The 15,496-nt window shown below is 71.3% G+C and carries 15 protein-coding genes; 6 read left to right on the plus strand and 9 right to left on the minus strand.

All coding sequences use genetic code 11. From position 1 onward, the window contains the following. Positions 1-251: 251 nt before the first annotated feature. Both AB0I15_RS49755 and AB0I15_RS49760 read left to right on the plus strand, forming a co-directional pair. Positions 252-1,067 (plus strand): SDR family NAD(P)-dependent oxidoreductase, encoded by an 816-nt coding sequence (locus tag AB0I15_RS49755; protein WP_358113330.1) that lies wholly within the window; start codon positions 252-254, stop codon positions 1,065-1,067. A 135-nt stretch (positions 1,068-1,202) separates the two neighbouring features. Further along, complete coding sequence (locus AB0I15_RS49760) at positions 1,203-2,756, plus strand: PucR family transcriptional regulator ligand-binding domain-containing protein (protein WP_358113332.1); 1,554 nt, start codon at positions 1,203-1,205, stop codon at positions 2,754-2,756. Between the two features lie 40 nt (positions 2,757-2,796). Here the strand turns inward: AB0I15_RS49760 and AB0I15_RS49765 are convergent, their stop codons facing one another. Together AB0I15_RS49765 and AB0I15_RS49770 are read right to left on the minus strand one after the other, a co-directional pair. Beyond that, positions 2,797-3,930, minus strand: a complete 1,134-nt coding sequence (locus AB0I15_RS49765; RefSeq protein WP_358113334.1) for an NADH:flavin oxidoreductase — start codon at positions 3,928-3,930, stop codon at positions 2,797-2,799. A gap of 31 nt (positions 3,931-3,961) precedes the next feature. Then, positions 3,962-4,588, minus strand: a complete 627-nt coding sequence (locus AB0I15_RS49770; protein WP_358113336.1) for an urea carboxylase-associated family protein — start codon at positions 4,586-4,588, stop codon at positions 3,962-3,964. A 234-nt stretch (positions 4,589-4,822) separates the two neighbouring features. On the opposite strand from AB0I15_RS49770, the gene AB0I15_RS49775 reads away from it, so the two are divergent. Continuing rightward, complete coding sequence (locus tag AB0I15_RS49775; RefSeq protein WP_358113338.1) at positions 4,823-5,836, plus strand: NADP-dependent oxidoreductase; 1,014 nt, start codon at positions 4,823-4,825, stop codon at positions 5,834-5,836. 23 nt (positions 5,837-5,859) lie between these two features. Continuing rightward, a complete protein-coding gene (locus AB0I15_RS49780; protein ID WP_358113340.1) occupies positions 5,860-6,294 on the plus strand; it encodes a MerR family transcriptional regulator in 435 nt (144 codons plus the stop codon). A 121-nt stretch (positions 6,295-6,415) separates the two neighbouring features. On the opposite strand, the gene AB0I15_RS49785 is transcribed toward AB0I15_RS49780, so the two are convergent. The 3 genes from AB0I15_RS49785 to AB0I15_RS49795 are packed head-to-tail and all read right to left on the minus strand — an operon-like array spanning position 6,416 to position 9,027. After that, entirely contained in the window at positions 6,416-7,438 is a 1,023-nt protein-coding gene (locus AB0I15_RS49785) for an ATP-binding cassette domain-containing protein (RefSeq protein WP_358113342.1), read from the minus strand. Then, entirely contained in the window at positions 7,435-8,136 is a 702-nt protein-coding gene (locus AB0I15_RS49790; protein WP_358113344.1) for an ABC transporter permease, read from the minus strand. The genes AB0I15_RS49785 and AB0I15_RS49790 overlap by 4 nt, the downstream gene beginning before the upstream one ends. A 21-nt stretch (positions 8,137-8,157) precedes the next feature. Next, positions 8,158-9,027 (minus strand): substrate-binding domain-containing protein, encoded by an 870-nt coding sequence (locus AB0I15_RS49795; protein ID WP_358113346.1) that lies wholly within the window; start codon positions 9,025-9,027, stop codon positions 8,158-8,160. Positions 9,028-9,082: 55 nt separating this feature from the next. On the opposite strand from AB0I15_RS49795, the gene AB0I15_RS49800 reads away from it, so the two are divergent. Then, positions 9,083-10,060, plus strand: coding sequence for a substrate-binding domain-containing protein (locus AB0I15_RS49800; RefSeq protein ID WP_358113348.1), 978 nt, complete (start codon positions 9,083-9,085; stop codon positions 10,058-10,060). Here the strand turns inward: AB0I15_RS49800 and AB0I15_RS49805 are convergent. Together AB0I15_RS49805 and AB0I15_RS49810 are read right to left on the minus strand one after the other, a co-directional pair. Beyond that, positions 10,057-10,308 carry a hypothetical protein gene (locus tag AB0I15_RS49805; protein ID WP_358113350.1) on the minus strand — a complete coding sequence of 84 codons (252 nt, stop codon included), beginning with the start codon at positions 10,306-10,308 and terminating at the stop codon, positions 10,057-10,059. The two genes, AB0I15_RS49800 and AB0I15_RS49805, sit on opposite strands and share 4 nt — an antisense overlap. 218 nt (positions 10,309-10,526) lie before the next feature. Continuing rightward, positions 10,527-11,057, minus strand: a complete 531-nt coding sequence (locus tag AB0I15_RS49810) for a hypothetical protein (protein ID WP_358113352.1) — start codon at positions 11,055-11,057, stop codon at positions 10,527-10,529. 310 nt (positions 11,058-11,367) lie between these two features. Here AB0I15_RS49810 and AB0I15_RS49815 point away from each other — a divergent pair, with 310 nt between their 5' ends. Then, positions 11,368-12,537, plus strand: a complete 1,170-nt coding sequence (locus AB0I15_RS49815) for an alginate lyase family protein (RefSeq protein ID WP_358113354.1) — start codon at positions 11,368-11,370, stop codon at positions 12,535-12,537. Positions 12,538-12,654: 117 nt separating this feature from the next. Here the strand turns inward: AB0I15_RS49815 and AB0I15_RS49820 are convergent, their stop codons facing one another. Both AB0I15_RS49820 and AB0I15_RS49825 read right to left on the minus strand, forming a co-directional pair. Next, positions 12,655-12,801 (minus strand): hypothetical protein, encoded by a 147-nt coding sequence (locus tag AB0I15_RS49820; RefSeq protein ID WP_358113356.1) that lies wholly within the window; start codon positions 12,799-12,801, stop codon positions 12,655-12,657. A 169-nt stretch (positions 12,802-12,970) separates the two neighbouring features. Next, positions 12,971-15,394, minus strand: coding sequence for a pentapeptide repeat-containing protein (locus AB0I15_RS49825; RefSeq protein WP_358113358.1), 2,424 nt, complete (start codon positions 15,392-15,394; stop codon positions 12,971-12,973). Between the last annotated feature and the right edge of the window lie 102 nt (positions 15,395-15,496).

Genomic DNA, 15,496 nt, shown 5'->3' on the forward strand with positions numbered 1-15,496 from the left:
GACGAACTCTTCGCCTCAGGCGACTTCGCCGCCGCCGACGGCCTCTACCGGCGGGGGCGCCGCCCCGCGGCCCCCCCCCCGGCCCGCCGCGGACCCTTCCCCGGCCGCGGCGGCCGGGGTTGGGCTGCTCGACCATCTCCCGGATCGTATCGCCCTAACGAGACGGCACGGTCCGTCTTGACAGCACCCTGTGGCGAGACGTACCGTCTTGTCTCGTCACAGGGTGACCCGATCAGGAGGAGGTGGAGCCCATGAGCAGGGTGTGGTTCATCACGGGCGCGTCGCGAGGTCTGGGCCGGGCGTTCGCGGAGGCGGCGCTGCGGGCGGGAGACCGTGTCGTCGGCGCCGCGCGGAACGTCGAGCCGCTCGCCGACCTCGCCGAGGAACATCCCGGCCGGCTGGTACGGCTGCCGCTCGACGTCACCGACCGCGCGGCCGTGTTCGAGGGCGTGGACCGGGCGGCGGCGGCCTTCGGGCGGCTCGACGTCGTACTCAACAACGCCGGCGGCCTGCTCCTGGGGATGGTGGAGGAGGCGACGGAAGAGCAGATCAGGGCCCATCTCGACGTCAACCTGTTCGGCGCGATCTGGGTCACCCAGGCCGTGCTGCCGCACCTGCGGGATCAGGGTTCCGGGCACATCCTGCAGGTCACGACCATGGGCACCGGCGGCGGCTTCCCCATGGTCGGCCTGTACGCGGCCGGCAAGTCGGCGCTCGACTCGGTCTCCGAGGCCGTGGCCATGGAGACCGAGCAGTTCGGCGTCAAGCTCACCATCGTCCAGATGGGCGGCTACGACACCGGCCTGTTCACCACGGGCACCACGACGACGGCACCCGACCCGCGCTACCGGGAACTGCGCGAGAAGCTGACCGCGATGTGGGGCGACGACGCCGGCCCCGCCCCGAGCACGGCCGCTCCCGTGATCATGGAGCTGGTCGACCTGCCCGAGCCGCCCCGGCGCCTCATCGTCGGGGGCGGGTCCTTCGACATCGTGCAGCAGGACTTCGAGGCCCGCACGGCGGAATACCGCGCCTGGGAGCACCTCAGCCGCAAGGCGCCCGGCTGAGGCGCGACGCCTGCTCGAAGACCCCAGCAGGGCGGCGGTCAGCGCCTTGCTTGCGCACGGCCCGCCGGGGTACGGCTCCCGTGGAGAGTGGAGAAATCTCTAGCGATCCCCCGGGAAGGTGTCTACATTCACACCATGCTCACGCTCAACGCCCTGGTGGGCGACGCGACGCTCGAACTCCGCGTGCTCGTGCCCGGACCGGCGGGCGCGCTGGACGAGCCGGTGGTGTGGGTCCACAGCACCGAGCTGCCCGACCCTTCGGCGTACGTCCAGGAGAGGGAGCTGGTCCTGACCAACGGCCTGTGGCTGGGCCAGGTGACGGCGGCCGAGTTCGTGGCGAACGTGAAGCGGGCCAAGGCCGCGGGGATCGTGTTCGGCCTGCGGGCCGAGATGCCGCACACGCCGGAGGAGCTCGTCCAGGCGTGCGAGGAGGCGGAGCTGCCCCTGCTGGAGATCTCCCAGGCGGTGCCGTTCACCGCGATCTCCCACGCGGCCTCCGCGATCTACACCGACCGGCGTCAGCAGGACCTCATCGGCATGGTGCGCCGCGGCGACGCGCTGGCCACGGCGATCTCGCGCGGCGCCGGCGCCTCCGGTGTGCTCCGCGTGCTGACGAAGGACCACGACCTGCCCCTGGCGGTGGTCGACCGGATGGGCCGGCTGCTCGCGACGACCGGCGCGCGGCTCGACGAGGAGCAACTGCGCATCGTGGCCGCGGGGCTGTCCCGGCGCCCGCCGGCCTTGGAACTCGACCTCGGCACCGGCATGGCGGCCCTGTACCCCGTGGGCGCGGTGGGCGACATCGACGCGGCGCTCGTCTGCCTGCGCCCGCTGTTCGGCCTGGCCCCCGCCGAGCACGAGGCGCTGGAACAGGCCGCCAGGTTCCTCAGCCTGGAGGTGGCCAAGCAGCAGGCCGTCCAGGCCATCGAGATGCGGTTCGCCGGCGAGCTGCTGGAGATGGTGCTGTCCGGCGGACGCACGGTGGAGGTGGCCGGACGATTGCGGGCGTTCGGCGTGGACCCGGCCGGGCCGCTGACGGTCTGCGCGGTCGCCTTCGCCGAGGAGGAGGCGGCCACGCCGCACGGGCTCGCGCAGGTGATCGGCGACTTCCTCGCCACCGAGGGGGTGCCGGCCGTCGTGGCGGGCGGCACCCAGGACGTCGTCACGGTGCTCGCCTGGCACCGGCCGGAGCGGGAGCTGTCCCTGCTGGCGCAGCGGCTGGTCAAGGCCGTGGACCAGCGGTTTCCCGGACGGCGTCCCGTCGCCGGGCTCGGCGGCATGGCGCCGCACTCGGCGGAGCTGCGCCGGCCGCTCATGCAGTCCCGGGAGGCGTGCCGGGTGCTGCGCCGCAACCGCAACGGGCCGGCCGTACGCGGCTTCGCCGAGCTGGGTACGCACCGGCTCCTGCTCGGGCTGGTCGACCCGGGCACGCTGCGGGCGTTCTCCCGTGATCTGCTGGCGCCCCTGCGCGAGCACGACGCCCGGCGCGGCGGCGACCTCGAACGTACGGTGCGCGTCTTCCTCGACCACGACGGGCAGTGGGCGACGACGGCCGCCGCCCTGCACATCCACGTCAACACCCTGCGCAACCGGCTCGCCAAAGCGGCCGAGCTGACCGGCAGGGACGTCAGCCGCACCGAAGACCGGGTCGACCTGTTCCTCGCGCTCGCCATTGACGCCATGGCGTGACCGGCGGGCGGGCTGGAAGGCCCACATCACGCCGGCCGGCTCAGATCCGCGCCGCCTGCCGCCACAGGCGGGCGTTGCCCAGGGTGGCCATGGGCTGCAGCATCATGTGGTCGAACGCCGCCAGAGGCTGCCCCTGGGCCAGGCGTCGCGGCAGGTCGGGGTTGGCCAGCGCGCCCCGTGCCACCGACACCAGGTCGGCATGGCCGTCCGACAGCACCTGGGCCGCCTGGGCGAGGTCGTGCATGCCGCCGTTCGCGATGACGGGCAGGCCGGTCACCTGGCGGGCCAGGCCGGTGATCGTGACGCCGCCGTCCAGGCGCGCCGTCTCGATCCAGTCCCGCCCCTCGCTGGCGATGTGCAGGTAGCTCGCGCCCGCCTCGGCCAGCGCCGCGAAGATGACCTTCGCGTCGTGGCCGCCGCCCGGCCACCGGTGGACGAAGTCGTTCACCTTGCCCTGCGAGAGCCGGATGCCGACGCAGAAGTCCGCGCCCAGCTCGGCACGGATCGCGGCCACCACTTCGGCGGCGAAACGTACCCGGCCGGCCACCGGGCCTCCGTAGGAGTCGTCGCGCAGGTTGGTGTAGTCGGTGAGGAACTGGTCCACCAAGTAGCCGTTGGCGCCGTGCACCTCGACGCCGTCGAAGCCCGCCTCCTTGGCGCGCACGGCCGACCGCACGAAACCGACCACCGCCGTCTCGATGTCGGCCGGGTTCATCGCCCTGGGCGTCGGCCACGTTCCGCTGCCGCCGTACTCGGGCATCTTCTCCCCGCGCGGAGGCACGGCCGACGGGCCCGCGGTGTCGTCGCGGTAGCGGTTGCCTTGTGACAGCGCACCGGCGTGCATCACCTGCATGATGATCCGCGACCCGGCGGCGTGCACCCGCCCGGTGATCTCCCGCCAGGCGGCCACGTGCTCGCCGGACACCATGCCCGGCTGGTTGAGGTAGCCCTGGCTGTAGACGGTGTCGGTGTAGGTGCCCTCGGTGATCAGCAGGCCGAAGCCGCCCTGGGCGTACGCGGTGTAGTAGTCGGTCATCTCCGGGGTCGGCGTGCCGTCCGGAGCCGCCGAGACCCGGGACATGGGGGCCACCGCGAGGCGGTTGGCCAGGGTGAGCCGCCCGATCCGTTCGGGCCGCAGTGCCGGGTGGCCGGAGCCGATGAGGTCGTCGGTCATGGGAATTCGCTCCTTGAAAGGGTGATGAACGTCAGGGCAGCACGTCGATCGCCAGCGGCGTCGGGTCGCCCCCATTGATCTCCACGAGGTCCTGCGGGCAGGCGGACACCACGACGACGCAGTCCGTGTCCGCCCGGAAGGTGATCGCGTCCCCCGGCCGGCCGACCGCCGGCAGCCAGCGGAGCCGCCCGCCGTCCTCCACGGGGATGCGCATGAACACGTTGACCGGCTGCGGAGTGAACGGGACGGACAGCCCCATCCCGGCCAGAGCCCGGCTCAGGTTGTCCGCGCACGAGGCATGGACGCCCTCCACCCCCAGCGCGGCGTACCGGGCCGGGTCGCAGGCCGGGATCAGCATGTCGTGCCAGCCCGGGGACGTGTCGGAGACCAGCGTGAGGACGGGCCGGCGGCGGTCGGTGACGAACCGCTCCCCCACCACGGGAAAGAGCCGGTTCGTGGAGCCGCGGGTGTGGGCGGCGCTCAGATGCTCGGCCGGTCCTTCAGCGGAACCGCCGGCCCCGGCGGAGGCGGGGACGAAGGCGAAGACGTCACCGACCTGGCCGCCCTCCAGATCGACGACGCTCACGAGCTGCCCGGCGGCGACCCGCACGGCACGGCCCTCGCGGGCGGGTACGACCGTGCGCCTTCCGGCGGTCATGGATCTCATGGCCCCAGAAAACCATCGCGGCCCCCACGTGGCCTATGGAGGATTATCCAGCGAATCACAAATCCGCTGAAGCAATCTCCATCAGACTCGAAGCCCTTACCGGCATATTCCTCGGAAGGGCTTGAAGTTGACGTATGCGTCAACCCCTAGCGTCGTCGTCGATCGTTCGACGAATCCGCGTCGGGGCCGTCCTGCGCGGTGTTCGGTACCTATCGGGGAGGTCCCATGACCGTTGCCATCCCAGCCACCCACCGCGAGGTGCACCTGGCCGCTCGCCCGCAAGGGGAGCTTCGCACCGACCACTTCCACGTGGTCGAGGCCCCGGTGCCCGAGCCCGCCCCCGGTCAGGTGCTCGTGCGCAACCGGCTCATGACCGTCGTCGCCGTGATGCGCACCCTGATGCAGGACGACGCCGACCTGCCCATGCCGCCGTACAGGACGGGCCGGCCCCTGTGGGGACCGGCCATCGGCGAGGTGATCTCCGCGCCGGGCACCGGCCTGAGCCCGGGCGATCTCGTCAGGCACAATCACGGCTGGCGCGAGTACGCGGCCGTCGACGCGGCCGAGGCGCAGCGTGTCGACCCTGAGGAGATGCCCGATGTGGCCGCTCACCTCTCACAGGGATTCACCGCCTGGTCGGGCATCGTACGAGCCGCCGAGGTACGGAAGGGGGACACCGTGTTCGTCACCGGCGCGGCGGGCGGCGTCGGCTCCCTGGCCGGGCAGTTCGCCCGCCTGCGGGGAGCGACACGGGTGATCGGCAGCACCGGCTCCGAGCGCAAGGGCCGGCACCTGATCAAGGAGCTGGGTTACGACGCCGTTGTCATCCGCGGAGCGGGCCCGATCGAGGAGCAACTGCGCGAGGCGGCCCCGGACGGGATCGACGCCGTGTTCGACAACGTCGGCGGCGAACAACTGTCGGCCGCACTGGCGGTGGCCCGCCGCGGTGCCCGCGTCGCCCTTGTCGGCACCCTGTCCGGCCAGCTCTCCGGGGACTTCACCGCCCCGATCGAGATCGACACCGGTTCCCTCATCCTCCGGGGGATCACGCTGCGCGGCATGTCGGGCAGCGATCATCTGGACGCGATCCCCCAAGCGATGCGGGAGTTCGGCCGCGCACTGCGCGAGGGCACCCTCACCTTCCCGCACACCCGTCTGTCGGGCATCGACCAGGCGCCGCGGGCGTTGTGCGAGTTGCTCCAAGGACGCCACATTGGTGCGGTGGTCGTAGAGCTGTGAATCCGGCAACCGAAAGGGCGAGCATGCGTATCGGCGAGGCGGCGGCTGCCGCGGGTCTGACTCCACGGGCGCTGCGCTACTACGAGCAGCGCGGGCTGCTCGTGGCACGGCGCACGACGTCAGGCCACCGCGAGTACGGCCATGACGACGTCTGCCGGTTGCGGACCGTACGCGACCTGCTGGGCACCGGCCTGACGATCGGCGACGTCAAGGCATTCGCCCACGTCCTCGACATGAAGTTCGCGCCGGATGGCGAAGGTTCCGGGATCGTCACAGACGATCCGGGCGGTTGCCCGCCCGCCGAGGTCGCCATCCGGAGGCTGGCCGATCTCGACGAACGCATCGGGCGGCTGACCGACGTGCGCGACCGTCTCGCCGACGCGCTCGCTCACCGATTCGGCGAGGTGTTCCGCGGTCTCGATCACCCGCATGAACGCCGGCCTGAACGAGCAGCCTGACCGAGCAGCCTGACGATCCACGGGCCGGTCCCGGCAGCGATGCGCGCGACGTGTGCTTCTCAGGGGACCAGGACCCGCTCCGTCCGGTATCCCGTCTCATCCGTCCCAGCGACGGGTCGTCTCAGTCGGCGGTGACCAACGACCGCGCGTGCCGGATCCTGACGCGGACGTGGCTGCCGATCGTGGGAAGCTCGGCGGCGAGCACGTCCCCGGGGTGCAGGCAGGTCAGCGGGCCGGTGGAGGTGTCGACGTCGACGCGGGTGGCGATGCCGAGCGCGACGGTACGGCGCAGCGTTCCGGCCACCACCCGGACATCATCGGCCGGGTCGGCGGGAACGCCGGGCGGGCCGAGAACGAGCTGGGTGTGCTCGGGCCGCGCCGCGAGGGTGTGCGTCCGGCCGGTGAGAGCCGGCGGGAGAAGGTTGGTGTAGCCGAGCAGCCGGGCCGTGTCGGCGTCACTCGGGTGGTCCAGCACCTCGGCGGTCGGGCCGTACTGGCGGATCCGGCCGTCGATCAGCAGCGCGGTGTCTTCGGCCAAGGCGAGGGCCTCCTGCCGGTCGTGGGTGACCAGGATCGTGGCGCTGGGCTGCCCGGTCAGCGCGGCGCGCAGGTCAGCGAGCAGGTCGGCGCGGGTGGTGCTGTCCAGCCCGCTGAACGGCTCGTCGAGCAGCAGGACCCGGGGCCTGATGGCGAGCGCGCGGGTGATGCTGACCCGCTGAGCCTCGCCTATGGACAGGCTGCGGGCATCGCGGTCGGCGAGGGGCGCCAGGCCGAGCGCCTCGATCCACGGCCAGGCGCGGAGTCGTGCCTCGCGGCGGCTCATGCCGCGAAACCGCAGCCCGCTGATCACGTTGGCGGCCACCGTGCCGCGCCGCAGGATCGGCCGTTGCAGCACGGCCGCGATCGCCTCGCGCATCAGTGACGGCGTCGCGGGGCGGCCGTCGAGCAGGATCTGTCCGCTGGCGCGGTGGCTGCTGAGCAGGCCCAGCGCGCGCAGCAGGGTGGACTTGCCGGCACCGTTGGGGCCGAGCACGGCCAGCGTGCGTCCCGACGCGACGTGCAACTCCGGCACGCTGAGCAGCTCCCGGCCGCCGGCGTGCACGCGCAGGTCCCGGCACCCGATCCCGGCGCTCGGGCCGTTCACCGCGGCACCGTCCGTCGCTGTTGGAGCAGCGTCAGCGACAGATTCACGGCGTACGCGATCAGCAGCAGGATCAGGCCGAACGCGATCGCGAGCGAGAACTGGCCCCGGCTGGTGGCCAGCACCGCGGCGGTGGTCAGCACCCGGGTCTGCCCGGCCAGGTTGCCTCCGACCATCTGCGCGGCCCCGACCTCACTCACCACCGCGCCGAACGCGGCCATCGCCCCGGCCAGCAGCGGCAGCCTGGCCTCGCCCAGCAGCGCCGCGAACGAGCGGATCCGGGTCGCGCCCAGAGCCCGCATCTGAACCCGGAAGTCGGGATCGATCTGCTGCAGCGCGGACGCGACCAGTGCGACCACGATCGGGGTGGCGATCGCGGCCTGGGCGAGAACCATCGCGGTCGGGGTGTAGAGCAGCCCGAGCCCGCCCAGCGGCCCGCTGCGCCACAGCAGCACGGTGACGAACAGGCCGACCACCACCGGCGGCATGCCCATACCCGTGTTGGCCGCCGCCAGGACGATCCGCCGGCCGGGGAAGCGTGCCAGCGCCAGCGTCGCGCCCAGCGGCAATCCGATCAGCAGGGCGATCGCGGTCGCGGACAACGAGACCCGCAGGGTCAGCATGATGATCGACCAACTGTCCTGGTCCCCGGAGAGCAGCAGTCTGACCGCGTCCACCAGCCCGTCGAACAGCACGTCCATCAAGTGACTCCCCGGCCGGGCTCACTGGCCCAGTTTCGCCTCGTCCGCGCCGGCGTCCGGGGTGAACAGCGGCTGGCCGAACTTCGCCCGCCCGAACTCACCGATGAGCCGCTGCGCGGGCGGGGCGAGGATCCAGTCGGCGAACGCCTTCGCCCCGTCGGGCCGCACCCGATCGCCGGCCTTCTTGGTCATCTCGATGACGTGGTAGACGTTGAGCAGGCCGGGATCGCCCTCGCTGAGCACCTCCAGGGCCAGGGTGCCGCGCTGGGTGAGATAGGTGGCCCGATCCGACAGGGTGTAGCCGGCCTTCTCGCTGGCGACCCGCAGCGTCTCGCCCATGCCCTGCCCGGTGGACTGGTACGACGATCCGCCCGGGGTCACCGCGGCCTTGGACCAGAGGTCCTTCTCTTTGGCATGCGTACCCGACTCGTCGCCCCGGGAGATGAACACCGCCCCCGCGTCCGCGATCTTCTTCATCGCCTCCACGCTCTTCGTACCTCGTATCTTGGCCGCGTCGGCCCGTGGGCCGACCAGCACGAAGTCGTTGTGCATCACCAGCCGGCGCGGGCCGGCGCCGCCCTCGGCCACGAACTTCGCCTCCGCCGCGGGCGAGTGCACCAGCAGCACGTCGGCCTCCCCGCGACGGCCCAGTTCGATGGCCTGGCCGCTGCCGACCGCCAAAGTCTTGACCTGCCAGCCGCTGTCGCGGGTGAACGCCGGCAACAGCTCATCGAGCAGCCCGCTGTCCTGGGTGCTGGTCGTGGTGGCCAAGATCAGCGACTTCTCCACCGCGGCGTTCGGCGCGGGCCCGCTGGAGGAGGGGGTGGTCCCGCACCCGGTCAGTAAGACCGTCGCGACCCACGCACAAATGACCAGGAGCCTGCTACTCATCACGGTGGCCCAATCTGTGCTACTGCAGAGCAGTGCAAGTGTAAATTACGCAATTGTGACCCGATATCGGGAGATCTGCACAGACCTCGCTCACCGGATAGTCGCGGGGACCCTCCACCCCGGAGACGAACTGCCGGGGATCCGCGATCTCGCCCAGCAGTGGCACACCACGGCCTCCACCGTCAGCCGGGCACAGCGGCAACTGGCCGACGCCGGAGTCCTGGAGCTGGCCGACCGTCGCCGTGCCCGCGTAGCCCCCGGCGCCGCGCTCGCCGCCCGGCGGTTCCTGCACGTGGGCTCGGTCTTCACCCTCGCCGGCAGCGACGATCCCGCCCTCGACCTCCTCACCGGCGCGCTGGACGGAAAGCTGAGAGTCGTCACGCGCGAGGGCAGTGTCGCCGGCCTCAGCGCGGTGCGTCAGGGCCACGCCGACGGCGCCGCGATCCATCTCCTGCACCACACCGGGGTCTACAACGCGCCTTTCGCGCTCGGCATGCTGCGCGGCCTGGAACCGCACCTGATCCACCTCTGGCGACGCGAGCAGGGGCTGATCGTGGCGCCGGGCAACCCCCACCGCATCACCGGCATCGCCGATCTCGCGGCCCGGCGGGTCTCCGCCCGACGCCCAGGCACCGGGACCCGAATCCTGCTGGACCGGTTGCTCCTGGCCGCCGGTCACGACCCGGACGGCCTCCGGGGGCCGCAGGCGGACTCCCATCTCGAGGTAGCCCTGACCGTCGCCACCGGCACCGTCGACGCGGGCCTCGGAGTCCGCTCCGCGGCGACCGACCTGGACCTCGAGTTCATCCCCCTGGCCTGGGAGGACTTCGACATCGGGCTGGTCGGGCACGCCCTCGACACGGCCGTGCATCTCATCGCCGCACTGCGCACGCCGGCCCTGCGGGACAGGATCTCGTCGCTGGGCGGCTACGACACCTCAAGGTCCGGCGACGTCACGAAACTCTCCGCCCCCGACCCTGACGACGGGTGCCCCCGGCCGCGGACCTCCGCGAGCCGGGGGGAAGAGCCTTAGTTCACGTACGCCCACAGATCGTAGGTGTAGTACCCCGGGTTGCTCTGCGGATAATGCGTGCTGCACCACCAGGTCTGCCAGCGTCCGGTCTCCTGGCCCGACCGGCCGAAGGAGATGCAGATGTCATAGGGCAGGTTGGTGTAGACGACTTGGAGCGTGGGTGTGGCATGGGCCGGCGTGCTCGTGGCCAGGACGGGCACCAGGGCGGTGACCGCGGCAAGCGCCAAAGCGGTGAATCTGCGACGCACCAGCTCTCCCCTCGCGAAGGGTCGGATTGTGTGAGAAGCGATCACCGTGAATTGGACGACAGGGCTCGTCTCCGCCGCAATATCGGCCTTCGCGGGGGTTCCGGCGACCAGCGCGAACGTCGTGCGGGCGGTGAAAGGTTCATCGTGAGCCCGCCTACCTCGCCGAACCCGGCCCTGGGCCGTTCCAGCCGGCCACCCACACGCGGTGGACGGTCGTCCTACCTGGTGTGGCGGTAGGCGTTGCCGGCGGGCTGGAAGAAGAGCACGATCGCGGCCAGTGCCAGGATCGCGAACGGCCCGTCGGCGATCAGCGAGAGCGTGGGCATGGCGATGAAGAAGTCGCCCACTTTCAGCAGCAGGGAGATGACGAGAATCACCGTGGCGCCGATCCTGATGACCCGCCCTCCCCTGAGCGCGAGACATGCGAGCAGCACCAGGACGAGCGACCAGAAGATGGTGCTGTAGGCCAGTGCCGAGTAGACGCCGTACAGGCTCTGCGCGCGCTCGGACAGGGGATCGATCATGTCCGGGGTCACCGGTTCGTCGCCGAGGCCTTGGTTGGCGGCGATCTGACTCTTCACCGCGTCCATCCCAGAGATGAGCAGCCCCATGGCGCTCACCAGGTTGAGCGCGGCGGCGCCCATGGCCGCGATCGCCGCCCTCGTCAGCGTGGCCGGCCGCCCCTGGTTCGCGCCGCCCCGAAGCGAGGGATCTAAGTGAACGGGAGCATGCTGGTCGTACATGGACATGCGGGAGTCTCTTCTCTGAATCGTTGGGGATGCCGGGCGAAGATCGCCCTGGGCGGGGAAAAGAACGCGGCTGAGATGCTAAGAGGCCGCTCTTCCGTTTCTCTTCCGCTCCGGTTCCGAGCGGACGGCGCCACCAGCAGGCCGAACTCATTCAACTCGGATCCGAACTGTCACAAAGGCGGCTGTCAATAGGAAAGTTTACGAACAGAAAGCCTTGACCGGACTGGAAGGCGCGCTCTATGTTCGCGGTCATTGGCAGCCGTCCAGGCTCATGCATGCCGTACACGTATGTGGACGAAGGGACTCCCCCGTGCGCAGCCGTACCTTCCTCTCCCTGTCCGCGCTGGTCACCCTGCTGGTCGCGGGGCTCACCGGCGGTACCGCCGAGGCCGCTCCGGCCACTTTCACCCACCCCGGCGTGCTCGTCAGCCGGCCACAGCTCGACTTCGTCCGAGCCCAGGTCCAGGCGAACGCGCAACCGTGGAAGACCGCGTACGACCAGATGAACGCCAGCTCCTACGCCTCCCTCACCAGGACCCCGCGCCCGCGGGCGGTCGTGGAGTGCGGGCCCTACTCCAACCCGAACAACGGCTGCACCGACGAGCGCCAGGACGCCCTGGCGGCGTACACGCTCGCGCTGCGCTGGTACATCTCCCGCGACACCCGGTACGCCGAGAAGGCGATCTCGATCATGGATGCCTGGTCCGCGACGATCCGGGACCACACCAACAGCAACGCGCCCTTGCAGAGCGGCTGGGCCGGCTCGACCTGGCCACGGGCCGCCGAGATCATCCGCTACACCTACACCGGCTGGCCCAACGCCGGGCGCTTCGCCACCATGCTGCGCGACGTGTACCTGCCCGAGGTCGCCGGCGGCTCGTCGAGCAACGGCAACTGGGAGCTGACCATGACGGAGGCGGCCCTGGGCATCGCCGTCTTCCTGGAGGACCGCGCCGCCTACGACCGGGCGGTGGCCAAGTTCCGCGCCCGCCTGCCCGCCTACGTCTACGTGGCCGCCGACGGCGACCTGCCCGTCCCGCCGCCCGTAGGGGGCGTCGACACCCCGGCCGAGATCATCGGGTTCTGGCACGACCAGAGCACCTTCGTCGACGGTCTCAGCCAGGAGACCTGCCGCGACTTCACGCACACCGGCTACGGCCTGTCCTCCATCTCGCACATCGCCGAGATCAGCCGCATCCAGGGCCAGGATCTCTATCCCGAGGTCGCGGAGCGGCTCAGGCACGGGCTCGGGTTCCACGCCAAGTACCAGCTCGGCACGGCCGTACCGGGCTGGTTGTGCGGCGGCGGCCTCACCCTCGGGCTGGGCCCGATCACCGAGGTCGGCTTCAACGGCCTGCGCAACCGCATGGGCATCCCGATGACGAACACGCAGACGCTCACCGAGCGGCAGCGGCCGGCGGGCACCAACAACCTGTTCGTCGCGTGGGAGACCCTCACCCACGCGAACAACCCCAACTAGCGGCGAAGGCGACCCGCATCGGCGGGCGGCGAACCGCAGCGCCCGTCCCCATGGGAGGCCGGGTCCGCGCCACCGGATCACCGTCCCGCGACGACCTGTAGCGAGCGGCCGCACACGTCACACGACCGGTTCGCGGGGCGGCCGGTCCTCCGCCGTGGAGTACACGACCGCCGCGAGGAGGATCCCCGGCCCGATCAGCGTGAGCAGGGCCTCCTGGAGGGGCGCGACGAAGAGACTGGGTTCGGTACGGCGGCCGCCGGCCAAGATCACCCTCCCGCGAGTCGTCGAGGGCGCCGACACCGAGCCCCTCGAAAGGCGGCCAATGCACTTACCGATCGCCCCGCACGTTGCATCCGGTTGATCTTCCGGAGAAGGCCCGGCCGTCCGTCGTGCCGCCCGGCGCCGAGCTCACCGCGCCGGCGCCGGGCAGATGCTACGGCGTGTCGGTGATGGCGCCGTCCAGGCCGGAACGCTTGAGATCCAGCGTGCTCAGGTCGCATCCGCGCAGGTCGACGCCGGTCAGGTCGCACTCACGGAACGAGGTGTGGTCGAGGGTCGCACCGGTGAGGACCGCGTCGGTCAGGGTCGCCGGCTGGATCATCGCACTGCCCAGCCGGGTGAAGGCGACGGTCGCGTTGACCATCTCGCTGTAGCCGAACCCCGCCCTGGTGAGGTCGGCGCCCGTCAGGTCGGCACCGGTCAGGTCGGCGCCGGAGAAGATGGCGCCGCGTGCGGAGACGCCCGACAGGTCCGCGCCCGCGAGGTCGGCACCGGCGAAGACCATCTTGTCGAGGTCCAGGCCGTGCAGGTCGGCGCCGGAAAGGTCCAGCTCCTCCTCGGCGTTGTCGACGCGCCACTGGTTGAAGGCGAACGGCCCCTGTCGCAGGATCCCGATGACCGCCGCCGTTCCCGCGCCGGCGTCCCCGTCGAGACGCTCCACCCGCTCAGGGCCGTCGGTGGTGTGGGCGGCGTGCGTGTCGAGGGCGGCGACGTCCTGCCTCGCGGCGGCGAGTTCTGTGGCGAGTTCCTCGTCGTACGGATACGCCTCCGCCATCGCCTCCAGCATCGCGAGCCGGGTGCTCAGCAGTTTCAGCGCGTTGTCCCGATCGCCGTCGCTCTTGGCCAGGCCGGCGAGGCGCTGGAAGGCCAGGCCGGCTTCCATGGCCGTTTCCGGGCTCACCTCCGCCTGGAAGAGCCGGGTACGGATCGACGAGCACTCGGCCCAGGTCTCGTACTCCTTGTCCTTGTGCTCCGGCAGGTCGAGCGCGCGGTACACCTCGCCGAGGTGCTGCAACGAGTTGGCGAGCCGCTGGTCCGCTTCGATGAAGGCCGGGTGCTCGGCCGCGAGCTCGTGGTGGATGTCCACGGCGACCGTGAGCACGGCCTCGGCGGCCACCAGCCGGCCGTCGGCGAAAAGGGCCTGACCGCAGGTGTCGTACGCGGCGCCGAGGCAGAACCTGGCCTCGTCGCGCTGCGGGTGGGTGGCGGCCCACTCCTTGACGGCGGACAACGATCGTTCGGCCACCTCACGCGCGGCGCGCGGGAAGTCGTGCCGGATCAGCATGGCGACCAGGTGGTCGCGGATGGGACGGTGGTGGCCGTTGCCCGCCGGCACGTGCGGCGCGATCTCTCCCAGGAGCGCCATCCCCGCGTACTCGAAGTCCGTCTCCAGGTTCTCGACCACGGCGAGGACGAAGTGTGTCAGGTCTCCCATCCCCTGGACCGCCAGCAGGTGCCGGCAGACCGCGACGTAGTCGTCGAACGTGCCGCCGTCGTGCGTCCGGCTGTAGTGCATGTTCATGGCGCGCTCGTGACGGTCGGCGATCGCCGGGCCTTGGTGCGGTGCCAGCGCCTCCGCGATCCAGCGGTCGGCGAAGTAGACGGTGTCCCCGTCCCACCCCTTCCACGCGTTGAGCAGTCCGAGCTCGGCGAGCCGGGCGGCGGTGTCCCGCACGCTGGTGAGCGCCGCCCGCTCGGGCTCCGGGCGCTGCCTGCTGTCCGGCTCGCGGGTGTCGCAGGCGACCGCCAGGTCGTGTGCGGTGACGGGGACGGTGAAGATCGCGGCCTGGAGCAGGGTCTCGCGCTGCTGGCCTGTCAGCTCGGCCATGGCCAGGTCGAGCGGTACGGCCCCCGGTGTCACGGCCGCGAGCCGCGCGCCCGCGCCCTCGGGGTTCGCCGACAGCCAGTCGTCGACCAGTTGCAGGGATCGTGGATGCGCCGCCGTCGTGCGGACCACGCGCTCCCGGGTGGCCGGATCCACAGTGGACAGGAAGGGCAGCCCGGCTGCCAGCTCGGTTCCCGCGCTCAGGTCCAGAGGGTCGAGCCGCAGGACACCGAGCCGGTCGTCCGTGGTCGGCGGCGGCGGCGTCCGGGTGGTCACCAGCACCCGGCCCCGATCGGCGGCCTGGCACAGCCGGTCGAACGCCTCACCGAAGCCGGGATCCAGGTAGCCCGTGCCGTCCAGGTTCTGGCCCAGGTCGTCGAAGAGCAGAACGAGAGGGAAGCTCTTCAGCAGTCGGCAGGTCGCGTCGAACATGGCATCGTCCGACGGCTCCAGGCGGAGGGTCTCCATCACGCGCGCCTGTTCCGCGGAGGGCTCCTCGTCCCAGGCCGGGAACGCCTCTGTGACACCTCGGAACAACGTTCGCGGCGACCATCCGCCCACCATCGCGGCCACTCCCCAGCCGTCGGCCTGGAGCCGCCCGAGCATCTGGCGGGCCAGCGCGCTCTTGCCCGCCCCCGCTCCCCCGGTGATCACCAGCCCGGCCGGACCCGCGGCCAGCATGGCCAGCGCGGCCCGCACGTCCGGCTCTCTGACCAGGCCGGGCGATCCGAGCCGAGGTAACTCCGGGCTCATATTCGCTTCCCCATTCACCATCGTCCTCCGACAGGCACGACGAATTTGACCGATCAAGCCCCCGAATTCGGGTGAGCCTACTTGATCATCGGCGATCTCAAG

The sequence above is a fragment of the Nonomuraea sp. NPDC050643 genome, from assembly GCF_040654715.1.
In the GTDB taxonomy this organism is placed as follows: Bacteria; Actinomycetota; Actinomycetes; order Streptosporangiales; family Streptosporangiaceae; genus Nonomuraea.